The organism is Vibrio rarus, assembly GCF_024347075.1.
GTDB classification, from domain to species: Bacteria; Pseudomonadota; Gammaproteobacteria; order Enterobacterales; family Vibrionaceae; genus Vibrio; species Vibrio rarus.
Genome location: NZ_AP024900.1, coordinates 271,363 through 287,149, shown reverse-complemented (window position 1 = coordinate 287,149; position 15,787 = coordinate 271,363). Strand labels below are relative to the sequence as shown.

Below are 15,787 nucleotides of genomic sequence, written 5' to 3'. Positions count from 1 at the left end.
GGAAATAATACCAGTCACACTAAGTAAGTGCTCAGAAATAGCACAGGGAAAATGCTCGAAAACAAGGTAGAATTTTAACAAGCTAGAATGACCCGTTATTTAGTACGATTGGTACAACTGGAGAACCACATGCTGAAAGTATGGATGCTCATTATCACACTATTATCGTTTCATAGCCTTGCTGCTCCTAAGTCTGAACTTTGGCCTTATTGGGACAAGCACACTCAAAGCGAGAACAGCATTGACCATAGACAGTGGCAGGCGCTATTGGATCGTTACTTGATAACGCAAGGTGACAATACCCTATTTCGATACGCTTCCGTTACTTCCCAAGATAAGCAAGCCCTTAATAATTACCTTTCCTCACTGGCTAATATTGACCCGCGCCAATATACAAAAGCACAGCAATACGCCTACTGGGTGAATCTCTACAATAGCCTAACGGTCAAGCTAATTTTGGATAACTACCCAACAAAATCCATCACGAAACTAGGTGGCTTGTTTAGCTTTGGTCCTTGGGATAAAGAGATAATTGAAGTGGCTGGAAAACCCTTAACTCTGAATGATATTGAGCATCGAATTTTACGCCCTATTTGGAATGATCCTCGCACTCATTACGCCGTCAATTGCGCCAGTTTAGGTTGTCCTAACCTGCAATCACAAGCCTTTACTGCACAGAATACTCAGCAACTTTTAGAGCACAGCGCTAAAGCCTTTATTAATAGTGATAAAGGCGTGAAATTAAGTAAAGGAAAGCTGCAACTCTCCTATATTTATGACTGGTTTGCGGTGGATTTTGCAGGTAAAGAACAGCTGCTCCAGCATTTATCTCAATATAGAGACGATGTCGCAGCCTTTAAAGGTAAGATCATTTACGACTACAATTGGCAGCTCAATGAAGCTCCTTAGAAAAAGGAATTTGGTAGTGTCAGAAACTCGATCTCTTCTGGGCTACTTTGACGGCCTAACGCTTTATTTCGATGAGGATAACGCCCAAACCGCTGTAAAATAGCCGTATGTTTTAAATGAAACTCTTTATTAGTTTGTAGCTGACTTCGACTAAATAGCTGTAAACCAAGCTCATGAATAAGTAAGGACTCACTATGCATGTAAGGCATATAGATAAAAGCACGTTGCTCAGGTGGCAACTCAAGGTCGGCCCCTATAATGACGGCTTCTTGGGCAAGAGCTAAGGCCTGTGAGTCGTGGGCAAATGCTAAAGGTGAGTGCCTAAACATGTTACGAGAAAATTGGTCTAATACGATAATTTCAGCTAAGCGTCCTTGGGCACAACTACGCCAATTAACCAATTCACATTGAATAGCCCTTTGGTGCAAGCCTGAAAACTTCTGCTCTATTTTTTTATCCAGTGCAACGCTTGAGGAAAACCAATCCTTCGCATCTAACTCCTCAAACCAAAACTTTAAAACCGCACCATAATTAACCATCATCTCACTCCCTGTTCATGCAACTCTTGCTATTTAAAACCGCGCTCTTTCTTCACTACATCATAAGCATTTTGGATATCTTGAGCTTTTTCTTTTGCCACTTCTAACATCTCTGGTGGTAAGCCTTTCGCTGACAATTTATCAGGATGATGTTCATTCATCAATTTACGGTAGGCTCTTTTGATCTCTTTTGCTTCGGCGCTGGCTTCTACACCTAAAATTTCATACGCTGCAGTCAATTGGTCTTGGCTGGTCGCCTGTTGCTGATAACCGCCACCGGAATATTGGCCACCATACCCCCCATGGCCACCCCCTTGCTGAAAACGGTACGCCGCTTCTTGCATTTTTAGGCGACGCTCTAATTGTTCCGCACTAAATCCAAGCACTTCCGCTACAATATGTAAAACATCACGCTCATTAGGATGTATACTTCCATCAGCAAAAGCCGCTGAGATCTGCAACTCAAGGAAGAACTGCATAAGGTCACGTCTGCGACTCGCCACCTCCTTCACTCGATTTAATACATCGCGAAGAGGAAATGAGGCCGATTTACCTTTGCGAAACGCTTCTTGAGCGACTTGCCGTTGGCTTTCATTCAATTGCATTCGCTGCATCATGATGGTTGCTAGCTGAATATCTTCTTGCGTGACTTTGCCTTTGGCTTTGGAGACATGGCCCATAACCGAAAAAGCAGCTTGAAAAAACTCAGCCTGCTGGGCTGGGTTCGCTCCTCTCTGGTAATTGTTAAAACCACCACGACGCGCTTGATTGATAGTTTTTGCCCTATCAAAGCGATGTCCAATAAATAATCCAATTAACGCGCCAACGGGTCCACCGAACAAAAAACCACAAAATGCGCCTAAAATTTTGCCAAAAAAATGCATGCTTTTTCTCAATCTACTAATTTTTATAGAGTAATGTGCTCTTTTAGTGCCTGACGCTCCAAATTCTATTATCATAAGGAACGTTCTGCCGAGTAAACGGTCAATTACAGTCTACGGACTTATTCATCATCAAGGAAGCTTCTATTCGATGTTAAACATTCCCCGCACCTGGCTCGCTCTTTCTATAACCACAGCACTGTGGGTTACAAATGTGCAGGCAGAAACTAGTGTGCAGGAGAACTCCCTACAAGATCAAGACTCAGTTTCAAACGTTGATCTTAGCGACTCTCAGACTCAAGCCACAGATAACCCCACTGCAGAGACTCATTCAGAATCTGCAGCAGAGCTAACTGCGTTGCTTTCTGCAGCAAAAGAGCAAACCTTTGATCTCACGTCACAGTGTCTAGCACCTGAAGACCCAGATAAAGAACAATCAGAGCCAACACATGTTGAGGCGGACTCTCTGTCGGGGGTCAATGGTGCAGAAGCGACCTATAGCGGTAACGTAGAAGTGACCCAGGGCACTAAACGCGTCAATGCGGATACGGTGACGCTTTATCAAGAACAAAATACCATTGTCGCCAAAGGCAATGTAAAGATGACCAATGGTCAAATTAAGACTGTATCAGAAAAAGCCACTACCAATCTCGACAATGATGTTACCACCTTAGACATGGCAAACTATCAATTGCTGTGTCAGAACGGCCGAGGTGATGCGAAGGTTATTCGAGTTTCAGGTAAGCAATATTACGAACTACAAGACGGCTCAATTACCTCTTGTCCTGAAGAGGATGATTCATGGCGACTTGTCTCCTCTTCCATTCAAATCGATCAGGACGCTGAAGAAGCCACTCTGTATAACCCAAGATTTGAAATTCAAAAGGTTCCTGTTTTTTATCTGCCTTGGCTTACCGTCCCTATTGGGGACTCGCGTAAAACAGGTTTCCTCTATCCAACAGTGGCCTACGGTACCAGTGATGGTGCTGAGCTTGAAGTGCCTATTTATTGGAACCTGGCACCCAACTATGATTTAGAAACAACCTTTAAATATATGTCTGAGCGTGGGTTACAATCTGACGCTAAATTCCGCTATCTAAGCGGTTGGGGTACGGGACAGATTGATGCCCAGTACCTCGCCAATGATCAAAAGTACCCTGAGCTTGGTGACCGCTGGGGTGTGGGTTACACACACAATGGCATCTTTGATCGTAACTGGAAGTTAAATATCGATTATGCCAAAGTCAGTGATATTTATTATTTCCGAGATATCTCTTCAGGTATTGGTGAACGAGAAGATGGTCAATTAACCCAACAAGGGTCGGTTTCATATCGTAATGAGCACTGGGATACCCGCTTACTGGTACGTGATTTTCAATTGCTCTCTACGACCGATAACTTACCGTATCGGATGTTACCGCAGCTAAGCGCCCATTACTTTTATCCCGACTTAGTTAAAAACCTTGATTTTGATGTTATTAGCCATGTAACGCATTTTGATACTCAAGATGAGCGTGGTGTAAAACCATCACAAGCCACCCGTTTGCATATTGAACCTGGGTTTACTATCCCACTAAATACCACTTGGGGTAGTTGGGAAACGGAAAGTCGATTAATGGGTACCTACTACCATCAAGATTTGTGGGGAGTAGATTTAAGCCGAGAAGATACCCGACATTTAGATACGAATGTGTCTCGATTTATTCCTGAGTTTCGCAGTTTAGGTACTCTATATTTCGAACGAAATACAGAGATACTGAAAGGTTACACACAAACTCTTGAGCCAAAGATTCAATATTTGTATGTGCCTTATGAAGACCAAAGCAACATCTACAACTACGATACTACCCTACTGCAAACAGACTATTATGGTTTATTTAGAGCACGTAAATACAGTGGTGTCGATAAAATAGCGGCAGCTAACCAATTGAGCTATGGTGCGACAACCCGTTTTTATGACTCTAATTATAAAGAAAGAATGAACCTCTCTTTTGGCCAGATTTATTACATAAACTCAAATAAAACCAGCAATACAGACACGAGTGATTCCAATTATTCTGCTTGGGCTATAGAAAGTGATTTTAACTTCAATGATTACCTTTTCTATCATGGTGGCATCCAATACGATATTAGCGATGAAGAAGTACAACAAGCCGATAGCACCATTGAATTTCGACAAGGTGCAGGGTACATCCAAGCGAATTATCGTTATGTGACGAGAAATTATCTCGATAAAACCGTTGGTGAGTCCATTAACCTAGACACAATTACCACTGACGGTATTTCACAGGTCGGTCTGTTGGGGGGATATAAGATCAACCGTAATTGGAATGTCAATGCACAGTACTTTCACGATACAACAGAAGATATTATGCTCGAGGCATTGGCGCGAGTTACATACACCTCAGATTGTTGGTATGCCGGTATCACCTATACCGACCAATTACGCTCATGGCCAGGAGGCGTAGGTGCTCCATCCCCAGGCCCTGAATATGAAGAGAATATTAGCTTCAATATCGGCATTATTGGATTTGGCACTAACTTTGGCACGGATTATGGTGACGGGGGTAACGCTCTGGGTTACGGTCGTCCTTTCTATTTGAATAACTAAACTGTCACTGGAATACACCGGTGATCAATAAGATGTATTGGAAAAATAATGAATAAGTTTAAACGACTCATTGCTTCGATGATCCTAATACTGGTCCCTGCTATGACTTTGGCAGCACCCGTTGAGTTAGATCGAGTTGTTGTCATCGTTAACGATGGCGCAATTTTACAAAGTGACATTGACAATGCGATGAAAACCCTAAAATTCAACGCTCATGAACACCAGCAAGCTCTACCTGAAGCTGACGTTCTTAGAGAGCAAGTCATTGATAAGTTGATCATGGATAAGCTGCAGTCTCAAGAAGCAGAGCGCATTGGCGTTAGGATTGACGATAATCGCCTTGATCAAGCCATCAAAGGTATTGCTGAAAAAAATAATCAAACCACGGCGCAACTAGAGGCGAGCGTTCGCTCTCAAGGACTGACTTACAGTGAGTTTCGCGAAGAGATTCGCAAGGAAGTCTCCATTTCAGAAGCTCGCAATGCGCTAGTTCGCCGTCGCATTAACATCCTCCCAGCCGAAGTTGAGACAATGGGAGCCATGCTAGCTAAAGAAACCAATAAAAACGTGAACTACCATGTTGGTCATATTCAGCTTCGATTTAACGATGAACAGTCGAAAGATGACGTCGAAAAAGCGGCCAATGCTCTGGTTGAACGTTTGAAAAATGGTGAGAAATTTTCTGACCTTGCCATCGCTTACTCAAAGGGCCCCAAAGCCTTAGAAGGGGGGGACTGGGGCTGGATGCACAAAGAAGAAATGCCAACCATCTTTGCTGACCAAATCACCGTACAAGGAAAAGGGGCGATTATTGGTCCATTTCGTAGTGGTGTTGGCTTCCACATCCTAAAAATAAAGGATGTTCAAGGGTTAGAAACCGTAGCAGTCACTGAAGTGAATGCCCGTCATATTCTCATCAAAACCTCCGTCATCTTAAGTGATGATGGCGCTAAGCGTGAACTGAATGACTTCATTCGCAAGATCAAATCTGGCGAGGCGACATTTGGTGAACTGGCACGCCAATACAGCGCAGACACAGGTTCTGCATCTCGCGATGGTGAACTAGGTTACCAAACACCCGACCTCTATGTACCAGAGTTTAAACACCAAGTGGAAACCTTACCTATAGGTCAAATCAGCGAACCTTTCGAAACCGTTCACGGCTGGCATATAGTGGAAGTGTTGGATCGTCGCCAAGTAGACAAAACCGATAGTGCTATGAACAATAAAGCCTATCGAATCTTGTTTAATCGTAAATTTAATGAAGAAGCGAGCGCGTGGATGCAGGAGCTAAGAGCCAGTGCCTTTATTGAACGACTCGATAAACAAGCGGACGAAGAGGCGGCTGACAATGATCTGTAATCGAATTATCATTACCGCTGGAGAGCCCGCTGGTATCGGTCCAGACCTGACTCTTTCGTTAGCCTACCGCGATTACCCACAACAGTTGGTAGTTTGTGCGGATAAACACATGCTACAACAACGGGCCTCACACTTAGGTATCGATGTTGAACTTATTGATTACTGTGCCACTGACAAACCTGTGCCCCATCGCCAAGGCACATTAGTTGTTGAGCACATTCCTTTAGCCAAGGAAGCGGTCATTGGCCAACTTAATGAAGCCAATGGCCACTATGTACTAAAAACCCTAGAAAGAGCAGCACAGGGCTGTATGAGTGGTGAATTTGCCGCTATAGTAACCGGCCCTGTACACAAAGGCGTAATTAACCGAGCTGGGGTTGCCTTTAGCGGTCACACTGAATTCTTTGCTGAGCAATCAGACACGCCAATGGTCGTGATGATGCTCGCCACAGAAGGATTAAAAGTGGCTTTGGTGACCACACACATTCCATTGGCTTATGTATCAAAAGCGGTGACCGCCGAAAGAATAGAGCAAATAATGCAAATATTGCATAAAGACATGGTCACTAAATTTGCCCTGAATAACCCACGCATTTATGTGTGCGGCTTAAACCCGCATGCAGGAGAAGATGGCTGCTTAGGCCAAGAAGAAATTCAAACAATTTCTCCAGCCTTAGATAAACTAAGAGAACAAGGCATGGACATCATAGGTCCACTGCCCGCTGACACTATTTTTAACCACAAGTATTTACAAGATGCAGATGTGGTTTTGGGTATGTACCACGACCAAGTACTTCCAGTGCTAAAATACAAAGGCTTTGGAAGCTCAGTGAATATCACACTCGGTCTACCCTTTATAAGAACCTCTGTCGATCATGGCACCGCCTTGGATTTAGCCGGCACAGGTAAAGCGGATACAGGAAGTTTCCAAACTGCACTTTCCCACGCGATTGAATTAGTTGAGAAAAAACAATGAGTAACGATGTCCACTTAGGACACAAAGCGCGCAAACGTTTTGGTCAAAACTTTCTAAACGACCCGTACATTATCGACGGTATCGTTTCATCAATAAACCCAAGACCCGGTCAAAACTTGGTTGAAATTGGCCCAGGTTTGGGCGCAATTACAGAACCGGTAGGCAAACTGGTTGATAAACTAACGGTTATTGAATTAGATAGAGATCTCGCAGAGCGCTTGCGCAACCACCCACAACTGAGTGAAAAATTAACCATTCATGAAGGGGACGCCATGCGTTTTGACTTTACTCAATTAGTAAAGCCAGACAATAAACTGCGTATTTTCGGTAACTTGCCTTACAACATATCAACGCCATTAATGTTCCATCTATTCGAGTTTCACAAAGACATCGAAGATATGCACTTTATGTTGCAAAAAGAGGTGGTCAATCGTTTAGCCGCAGGGCCTGGCACAAAAGCATATGGTCGCCTCACGGTAATGGCTCAATATTACTGTAAAGTAATGCCTGTATTAGAAGTGCCACCAACCGCTTTTATTCCACCCCCTAAGGTAGATTCAGCTGTAGTACGTCTGATGCCTTATGAGGTGCTGCCACACCCAGCCAAAGATCTAAAATGGTTAGACAGAGTGTGTCGTGATGGTTTCAATCAACGTCGCAAAACCATTCGCAATTGCTACCGCTCACTGATCAGCACCGAAGTTATGGAGCAATTGGATATTAATCCAAGCATGCGTCCAGAGAACCTCACTTTGAAGCAGTTTGTCGATATGGCTAACTGGCTTGCAGATAATCACTAAGGTCATAAGACTTTAGCAAGGAGACCACACATGGACGTTAGTCAACCTTGTATCAAATGCCACGTACGAACCAAATACATAGAGGCGCAATCTGAGCCAGAAAACGACCGCTATGTATTTGCTTATATGATTACCATTCGGAACTTAAGCCCAACTCCAGTGACACTTTTATCTCGTCGTTGGTTGATCACCGATGGTAATGGCAAGCAAATGACCGTTGAAGGTGATGGAGTGGTAGGCGAACAACCCACTATTGCTGCCAATGATGACTATTCCTACACCAGTGGTACCGTTTTAGAAACGCCTGTTGGTGTCATGCAGGGGCATTATGTTATGCAAGGGGAAGACGACGCACAGTTTAACGCCCAAATAGCCCCGTTTAATCTTTCTGTTCCTAATATCATTAATTAGTTAAGGTCTGCATTTGTCCAACTACCTTGTTGGAGATATCCAAGGTTGCTTGGATGAACTCCTGTTACTCCTTGAGCAAGTCTCGTTTAATCCTGACAAAGATACCCTATGGATTGCAGGTGACTTGGTAGCCCGTGGCCCTAAATCCCTAGAAACGTTACGCTTTATTCGATCTATGGGGGATGCCGTTAACGTTGTGCTAGGCAATCATGATTTGCATCTTATTGCCATTTCACTCGGCCTGCATAAAGCCAATCCTAAAGATAAAACTTTAGCGATTTTACAAGCCACTGATTGCCAAGAGATCATTCACTGGCTTCGCCAGCAACCCTTGTTAGTTGAGCACCCAGAGTTTGTTATGACCCACGCAGGCATCTACCCTCTTTGGACGCTACAACAAGCTAGAGAAGCAGCACAGGAAGTACAAAGCATGTTGTCCGGCGAACACTGGCAACAACTCATCCAGCAGATGTACGGTAACTCTCCAGATATCTGGCAAGAGTCACTCAGTGGCATGCCCCGTTTACGTTTTGCTATTAACGCATTAACTCGCATGCGTTATTGCTATCATGACGGGCGTTTAGACATGGCCAGTAAGCAACCTCCTGAGTTGGAAGATAGTGCAGTACTCGTGCCTTGGTTTGAGCTAAACAGTAGAAAAAAATTGCAAAAAACCGCCGTTTTTGGGCATTGGGCGGCTTTAATGGGGATTGATTCTCAACAGGTTATTGGCTTAGATACTGGCTGCGTGTGGGGTAATTATATGACCATGTTACGTTGGGAAGACAAGCGCTACTTTACTCAAGCAGCGCTGTAAATAGCGCTCTTATCCGCGAGTAAATATGGCTTAGAATCGGTAGCCAAATGTCATAGAAAATTGGCCATAATCGGCGTAGTCTGTGGCAAAACCTTCAATTCTCATATCTGCATAGTAATGTTGCTTTATAGTGGCTCTAGCACCAATACCTAAAAATATCGTCGTATCATCAAAGTCTTGTTTAAGGCCAAATAAATCCCACTCTTCCTTTAAGTGAACAACACCAATGACGCCATAAGGTTTAATGGAAAATTGTTCAAAGTGAAAAGTGTAGCCAATATCGGTGTCGAGCTTAAAAGTAGAACCGTCTACTTTTAAGGTGATACCTTCCATCGATTCACTATCACTGAACTGTGCGTAAGAAAGGTTGATACCTACAATATTATTAAATTCGTAGCCATACTCCAGCTTTACACCTGTACCCAGTTTATTATTATCATGAGTAATATCTTGTGTCGTAGAGAAACCAATACCAACACGGTGCCCTTTAGCTTCTGGTTTTATTTCCATGCTTTGCTCGGCAAAAGCTGAAAATGAAAGAAGTGCAGTAATAGGAAGTAAGCGAGTAATTTTGTTCATTTCTGGTCTCATCAATAAAATGGTAGCACCTTCCATAGGTAACTATGCGCATCTTGCGTCTTGATTTGAACAGAAGTTTAAATCGCATTTATGATAAGCAGAAATCACAATGGCTTATCACGATAATAAGCATTGATTATCAGATACTTGTTGTTTGAGTTCTTTACTAATAAGATCCACTAGCCAATTAACCAAAGGGTTCTCCCTATCTTTAACGTGATAATGAGCATAAATAGAGCCGCCAGAATAGACTTTATCCACCTTCATCTTAATTGGAGCTAGGTCAGGAAAATCAGCAAAAGGGAATATATTTGAATGAGCCGTAATGGCATCACTACGCCTTACAATATTAATAATCGGGTAAATTAATGTTGAGCGAACCTTTACTTGAACATCGATATTGTGTTGTGCAAGTACGTCGGCAACAATGACACGGTTGTCATTCCACCCAGGTATAACAAATGAAGCAATTTCCGCCTGCGCTAATTGCTCAATATCGATTCGCTCACCAATCAATGAATGGTCTTTTCGTGCAATGAGCACACCTTCAATATCAAGTAATTTTTGCCCATACACTTCTTTATAGTTTTTATTTTCATTGCCGATGGCAATACAGGATTTGCCTTTTATTATTTGCTGTAGAGCATCCTCTCCCCAACTGGCAAATTCCAATCGCAAATTAGGCGCAAGCTCTTTTACCCGTTCATAAAGTCGCCCAGCCAAGGATAACTCAGCAATTGTTGCCACAATAATGGTCACACTTTGATTGACCGCTCTTGGGTCAAACTCATCGATACCATTCACCGCTTGCGCTAAACCATCCATATAAGGGCTAATGCGTTGAACTAAGTCTAAAGTGAACCTGGTTGGCTCCAAGCCACTTCTCACCTTAACAAACAATTCATCATCAAAATGATGGCGTAATTTTTGTAAAGCTTGGCTGATCGCAGGCTGGCTGACATTGAGTCGCGTTGAGGCTTTGCGCATATTCAGCTCTTGCGACAACACCAATAACGTCTTCAATAAATTGAGATCCAGACTATTAAAACGATTTTTTGCCATGCGATGTCCAATAAGTGAGGAGAGATTTATTACACTTTATCTAAAATAATAAATTCCATTGAATGTGCATTCTTTTCATCGGCCGGATAGTGTTCGCTATAACTCTGCGTCCATGCAACTCCCCAATCAGGGAACTGTGTGTCACCCTCAACCTCAAGATCGATATGGGTAAGATAAAGCTTATTTGCTAACGGTAAGCAATGCTCATAAATAGAGCCACCACCAATAATCATCACTTCTGGTTCTGCGCCTACAACTTGTAGCGCAGCCTCAATAGAGCCCACTGTTGTCACACCATCAATGTGCAAATCAGCATTGCGGCTGATCACGATATTATGACGGCCAGGTAGTGGACGACCGATAGATTGATAGGTTTTTCTACCCATAACCACAGGCTTACCCATGGTGCACTTCTTAAACCAAGCAAAGTCAGCCGGTAAATGCCATGGCATTTGATTTTCTTTACCGATAACTCGGTTATTAGCCATAGCAGCAATCATACTGATGATCATAGTAGTTGTTCCTTTAAACGACAGGGCGACGACGATAAATTATCAATCCAGGCATAGCAAGCCCAACGGCCAATCCGGCAATAATAAACATGGCTGACAAAAAGTTTTCGATTAAACTTGAGAACAATAAATCGCTATAGCCTGTTTGGCTAATTTCAACCATAGCTATCATCGCATTAAAAGCATATACCCCAGGTACCATAGGGATCATGGCCGCCACAGTAAAGACCTTGGGATGCGCCAAATAACGATGTGACCAAGCCACACCAATAAAACCAACTAAGCTGGCGGCAAATAGGGTCGCCCACTCAATAGGTAATCCAAACTGCATCATGAAGTACCGAGAGCCATGGCCTATCGCACCGCCGACTGCACAGTAAAACAAAGCACTCTTAGGTACATTAAAGACCAGAGCAAAGCCCACCGCGGGAATAGCAGCAAAAAACATGTCATCGAGTAAGCCTATTAGCAGCGTCATCAACTCATTCATAGTGTCACTCCAAACATGCCCAGTACTCCGCTCACAGCCACTATCCCTAGACAGGTGGCGAGAGTGAGTAAACTCCCCATGACAAAACGCGCAATGCCCATATTAATGTACCCTTTTAACACATCCGCCACTGAGTTAATTAAAGGGAATCCGGGAACGAGCATAAGCACAGATGAAGCCATCACCACATTTGGATCGTTACCAATCTCAAACACGACAGCTTGCGCTGAGATAAAAGTGGTCACAAAAGCGGTAGCGGCAAAGTTAAGCAGTGGATTAAAATGACGATGACCAATCTCTTGTCGCACAATCATTCCAATAGCAGAAGCGACAAAAGTCATAAAGAATACGGCAATATCACCGCCTGCAAGATGACTAAATGCGGCACAAGACAGACCAATCATAAAGACCACGAGCCAACGGTTATAACGTTCGGGGGTGATTTTATCTAACTTATTTTGTGCCAACTCATAATCAAGTATTCCTTTTTCCAACATGATACACACTCGCTGGACTTCGGTAACAACACGCATGTTGATCCCTCTATCCGGACAACGACGAACGGTGGTCATGCACTGTTCATGGGTAACGGTTGTGACGACGAGTGAACTGGCCGAAAGAGAGACTTCTACCTCATCCATACCACACGCCAAACCCATTCTTTGTATTATTCCCCCGATCAAAGCACTTTCAGCACCATGGGCGTGTAACATTTGCCCAGCCTGAGCAATTAAGCGGGAGATAGCTCGTTGTTTAGATTCCATTCTTTTCTTAAAACTGCTTAAAATAAAGCCAACATTCTATTGGGTTTGCAAGTAAAACTATACTCATATTTAAAAGTAACTTGATTAAAAACAAACGAATAGAAACAATAAAATACCACAACTACTTATGAGACAAGTTCAATGCAAATATTAACAGTCGTTTAAGATCACCAAGATCTTCGATTAATTTAAGGTTTAACCAAACATAACCATAAATATTCGATTCATCACCTCCCAATTCAGAAATATTATCCTTTAACTCTTGGGTTATCTCGTCTGCCCCTTCAATTTTTAGCCCACCACGAATTTCACCTTTTTCCACCAAATAAGCCAAGTCTTTCAACTCTTGCTCTATCTGCTTTTGACAACTATTCAATGACTTAGTCCAAACCATATTTAAATGACTTTCTCGATCACTCCAATACGAGTGATTCAGTAATTCAATAGTATTAAGTAAGCTTCGCAGTTTATTATTAATAGCATCCAGCATTTGACGCTTGAGTTTTGTTTCTTTAATACAAGGGGATACTAAGGTGTTAATCACCGTCATCTCTTTAAGTATGGTATTTTGAAAAGGCTGTAATGTCGGTTTTTCTACAACATTCAGAGAATAAGATAAATGATATAACTTAGAGATATTGACGAGTGTATTCGATACTCGCAACCGCCAATGTATAAATGCTCTCTGAGGATGAATAAGGCAAAATAGCACGGCGATAACACAGCCAATAGCCACATCAAAACCACGCCAAATCGCCACTGAAATATCAGCATCTGACGCTCCTAATGTCACCCCTAAAGTGATACCAATTAAGATACCAACATAGGGCCTTTTACCTAATGCAAAGTAGCCACTCAGAAAGATAATCACACTACACCATAGGTACATTAATAGCATTGAGTGCTGACCCAGTGCGATACCGAGAATCCCTGATGCGGCACCAATGGTCGTGCCCAGTACCCGATGCCACGCTCTATGAATAACATTACCTAGATAAGACATTGGACCAATAACGACAAACAAGGTAATTAGAATCCATGAGCGTTCTGGAAGTGCAAAGTAAGAGGTGATAAATAAGGTCGCAACAAAGGCGACCGCAATACGAGCACCATGCACAATGCGATAACGAGCAAAAATAAACGCATCAAGATTGGAGATTTTTTGATTCAAATACATGATCTCAGGTCCTTGAGATGAGGCCGAACACATAAAAAAAGAGCCTAGAATCAGGCTCTTTTTATTATGTTTACAAATTAATTCATTGTCTAGCGAAGACTAGTCGCGTACATAAATAACATGGCCGTCATCTTCTTCGTCATCCCAGTCATCATCGTCGTCTTCAGTGATCACATTGCTACCTGACATTGCGTCTTTATGGTAGTCATCCCACATGAAGTCAACTTTATCTTCTTCGGCAACCTCTTCTGCTTCACGAGGTAAGCTTTCCATAAAGTCAGCCAGTTTATAACATAGCTCTTTGGTGCCTTGCTTATTGATCGCAGAGATCTTGAAGTACTGCTCTTCCCAACCAAGCGCATCAAGGATCTCTTGGATCACTTCATTGGCTTGATCTTCTGGCATAAGATCCACTTTATTAAATACTAACCAGCGAGGTTTGCCTGCGAGTTTCTCACTGTACTGCTCTAACTCATCAATGATCGTTAGTGCATTTTGTACAGGATCGCTTTCATCCACGGGCATAATATCGATCATGTGTAACAGTACGCGACAACGTTCCAAGTGCTTCAAGAAACGAATACCAAGACCTGCGCCATCAGCTGCGCCTTCAATAAGCCCTGGAATATCCGCCACCACAAAGCTCTTTTCCGGAACCACACTCACTACGCCTAAGCTTGGAATAAGTGTCGTAAAAGGGTAATCAGCCACTTTTGGTTTTGCAGCAGACACTGAACGAATAAAGGTAGATTTACCCGCATTAGGTAAACCCAACATACCCACATCAGCTAACAACAATAGCTCTAAGCGAAGTTCACGCACTTCACCTTTCGTACCCATTGTTTTTTGACGAGGTGCACGGTTAACCGATGATTTAAAGCGAGTATTGCCTAAGCCGTGCCAACCGCCTTTAGCGATCATCACTCTTTTGCCATGCTCTGCAACTTCACCGACAACTTCGTTGGTATGAATATCTACTGAACGAGTACCCACAGGAACCTTAAGAGTAAGATCCTTACCGCGTTTACCAGTACAGTTACCACCACGGCCATTTTCACCACGATCTGCAGCATAAAAACGCTGAAAGCGATAATCAATAAGAGTATTTAGGTTTTCATCGGCTTCAAGGTAAATATCACCGCCATCACCGCCGTCGCCGCCGTCTGGGCCACCTTTAGTAATAAATTTTTCACGCCAGAAACTTACGATACCGTTACCGCCATCGCCTGCTTCTACTTTAACTGTTGCTTCATCTACGAATTTCATTTCTCACTCCGCATTGGGGCGAATGTCCCGCTAGGATCTACTTTAGCAGATCGAATACCAATCGTACTAAATTACGGGTCATTCTAGCTTGTTAAAATACTCGATAACTGCGTTAGAATTTTTGATTGTAGAATAACTACTTATCGAAAAATTCCCCCTTGTTTTCGAGCATTTTTCCTGCGCTATTTCTGATCACTTACTTAGTGTGATTGGTATAACTCTAAACAGGATCTGGGATTCTGGGCTATAGGCCCTAGGGTATCACCTAGGACCTAGAACTAAGAAACCTAGTATCCCATAAATAAAAAACCCCGCCGAATCGGCAGGGCTTTTGAATTCAGCTTGAAACTAAGTAGTAATTACTCAGAATCGATGCTAACGAATTTACGGTTCTTAGGACCTTTAACTTCAAATTTCACTTTACCTTCAGTAAGAGCGAAAAGAGTGTGGTCTTTACCGATACCAACGTTGTTACCAGCGTGGAATTTAGTACCACGTTGACGAACGATGATGTTACCCGCTAGAACTGATTCGCCACCAAAACGCTTAACGCCAAGACGTTTGCTTTCTGAATCGCGACCGTTACGAGTAGAACCGCCAGCTTTTTTGTGTGCCATTGTTAAACTCTCCT

General features: G+C 42.9%; 17 protein-coding genes. 7 read left to right on the top strand and 10 right to left on the bottom strand.

Translation table 11 applies throughout. From position 1 onward, the window contains the following. Nucleotides 1-129 precede the first annotated feature (129 nt). Nucleotides 130-909: a DUF547 domain-containing protein gene (locus OCU56_RS01405; RefSeq protein WP_261873815.1), complete on the top strand. Its 780-nt coding sequence runs from the start codon at nucleotides 130-132 to the stop codon at nucleotides 907-909. Here OCU56_RS01405 and OCU56_RS01400 read toward each other — a convergent pair. Together OCU56_RS01400 and djlA are read right to left on the bottom strand one after the other, a co-directional pair. Beyond that, nucleotides 906-1,451 carry a DUF924 family protein gene (locus OCU56_RS01400; RefSeq protein ID WP_261873814.1) on the bottom strand — a complete coding sequence of 182 codons (546 nt, stop codon included), beginning with the start codon at nucleotides 1,449-1,451 and terminating at the stop codon, nucleotides 906-908. The genes OCU56_RS01405 and OCU56_RS01400 overlap by 4 nt on opposite strands. Nucleotides 1,452-1,477: 26 nt before the next feature. Continuing rightward, nucleotides 1,478-2,332 (bottom strand): co-chaperone DjlA, encoded by an 855-nt coding sequence (djlA, locus tag OCU56_RS01395; RefSeq protein ID WP_261873813.1) that lies wholly within the window; start codon nucleotides 2,330-2,332, stop codon nucleotides 1,478-1,480. Between the two features lie 148 nt (nucleotides 2,333-2,480). Between djlA and lptD the strand changes: the two genes are divergently transcribed. The 6 genes from lptD to OCU56_RS01365 are packed head-to-tail and all read left to right on the top strand — an operon-like array spanning nucleotide 2,481 to nucleotide 9,306. Then, complete coding sequence (gene lptD, locus OCU56_RS01390) at nucleotides 2,481-4,940, top strand: LPS assembly protein LptD (protein ID WP_261873812.1); 2,460 nt, start codon at nucleotides 2,481-2,483, stop codon at nucleotides 4,938-4,940. Nucleotides 4,941-4,988: 48 nt separating this feature from the next. Then, nucleotides 4,989-6,302 (top strand): peptidylprolyl isomerase SurA, encoded by a 1,314-nt coding sequence (gene surA / locus OCU56_RS01385; RefSeq protein ID WP_261873811.1) that lies wholly within the window; start codon nucleotides 4,989-4,991, stop codon nucleotides 6,300-6,302. Next, nucleotides 6,292-7,278 carry a 4-hydroxythreonine-4-phosphate dehydrogenase PdxA gene (gene pdxA, locus OCU56_RS01380; RefSeq protein ID WP_261873810.1) on the top strand — a complete coding sequence of 329 codons (987 nt, stop codon included), beginning with the start codon at nucleotides 6,292-6,294 and terminating at the stop codon, nucleotides 7,276-7,278. The genes surA and pdxA overlap by 11 nt, the downstream gene beginning before the upstream one ends. Then, nucleotides 7,275-8,078 (top strand): 16S rRNA (adenine(1518)-N(6)/adenine(1519)-N(6))-dimethyltransferase RsmA, encoded by an 804-nt coding sequence (rsmA, locus tag OCU56_RS01375; RefSeq protein ID WP_261873809.1) that lies wholly within the window; start codon nucleotides 7,275-7,277, stop codon nucleotides 8,076-8,078. The genes pdxA and rsmA overlap by 4 nt, the downstream gene beginning before the upstream one ends. A 30-nt stretch (nucleotides 8,079-8,108) precedes the next feature. After that, nucleotides 8,109-8,489 (top strand): Co2+/Mg2+ efflux protein ApaG, encoded by a 381-nt coding sequence (apaG, locus tag OCU56_RS01370; protein WP_261873808.1) that lies wholly within the window; start codon nucleotides 8,109-8,111, stop codon nucleotides 8,487-8,489. Nucleotides 8,490-8,502: 13 nt separating this feature from the next. Continuing rightward, complete coding sequence (locus OCU56_RS01365; protein ID WP_261873807.1) at nucleotides 8,503-9,306, top strand: symmetrical bis(5'-nucleosyl)-tetraphosphatase; 804 nt, start codon at nucleotides 8,503-8,505, stop codon at nucleotides 9,304-9,306. A 30-nt stretch (nucleotides 9,307-9,336) separates the two neighbouring features. On the opposite strand, the gene OCU56_RS01360 is transcribed toward OCU56_RS01365, so the two are convergent. The 8 genes from OCU56_RS01360 to rpmA form a co-directional block, all read right to left on the bottom strand. After that, a complete protein-coding gene (locus OCU56_RS01360) occupies nucleotides 9,337-9,885 on the bottom strand; it encodes a porin family protein (RefSeq protein ID WP_261873806.1) in 549 nt (182 codons plus the stop codon). Nucleotides 9,886-10,002: 117 nt separating this feature from the next. After that, nucleotides 10,003-10,947 carry a LysR family transcriptional regulator gene (locus tag OCU56_RS01355; RefSeq protein WP_261873805.1) on the bottom strand — a complete coding sequence of 315 codons (945 nt, stop codon included), beginning with the start codon at nucleotides 10,945-10,947 and terminating at the stop codon, nucleotides 10,003-10,005. Nucleotides 10,948-10,976: 29 nt separating this feature from the next. Further along, nucleotides 10,977-11,459 carry a type 3 dihydrofolate reductase gene (folA, locus tag OCU56_RS01350; protein ID WP_261873804.1) on the bottom strand — a complete coding sequence of 161 codons (483 nt, stop codon included), beginning with the start codon at nucleotides 11,457-11,459 and terminating at the stop codon, nucleotides 10,977-10,979. Between the two features lie 13 nt (nucleotides 11,460-11,472). Continuing rightward, nucleotides 11,473-11,949 (bottom strand): threonine/serine exporter family protein, encoded by a 477-nt coding sequence (locus tag OCU56_RS01345; protein WP_261873803.1) that lies wholly within the window; start codon nucleotides 11,947-11,949, stop codon nucleotides 11,473-11,475. Beyond that, nucleotides 11,946-12,713, bottom strand: a complete 768-nt coding sequence (locus OCU56_RS01340) for a threonine/serine exporter family protein (protein ID WP_261873802.1) — start codon at nucleotides 12,711-12,713, stop codon at nucleotides 11,946-11,948. The genes OCU56_RS01345 and OCU56_RS01340 overlap by 4 nt, the downstream gene beginning before the upstream one ends. 121 nt (nucleotides 12,714-12,834) lie before the next feature. Continuing rightward, nucleotides 12,835-13,890 (bottom strand): FUSC family protein, encoded by a 1,056-nt coding sequence (locus OCU56_RS01335; protein ID WP_261873801.1) that lies wholly within the window; start codon nucleotides 13,888-13,890, stop codon nucleotides 12,835-12,837. A gap of 99 nt (nucleotides 13,891-13,989) precedes the next feature. Then, nucleotides 13,990-15,156, bottom strand: a complete 1,167-nt coding sequence (gene cgtA / locus OCU56_RS01330) for an Obg family GTPase CgtA (protein WP_261873800.1) — start codon at nucleotides 15,154-15,156, stop codon at nucleotides 13,990-13,992. A 359-nt stretch (nucleotides 15,157-15,515) separates the two neighbouring features. Continuing rightward, nucleotides 15,516-15,773, bottom strand: a complete 258-nt coding sequence (rpmA, locus tag OCU56_RS01325; protein ID WP_017029046.1) for a 50S ribosomal protein L27 — start codon at nucleotides 15,771-15,773, stop codon at nucleotides 15,516-15,518. Between the last annotated feature and the right edge of the window lie 14 nt (nucleotides 15,774-15,787).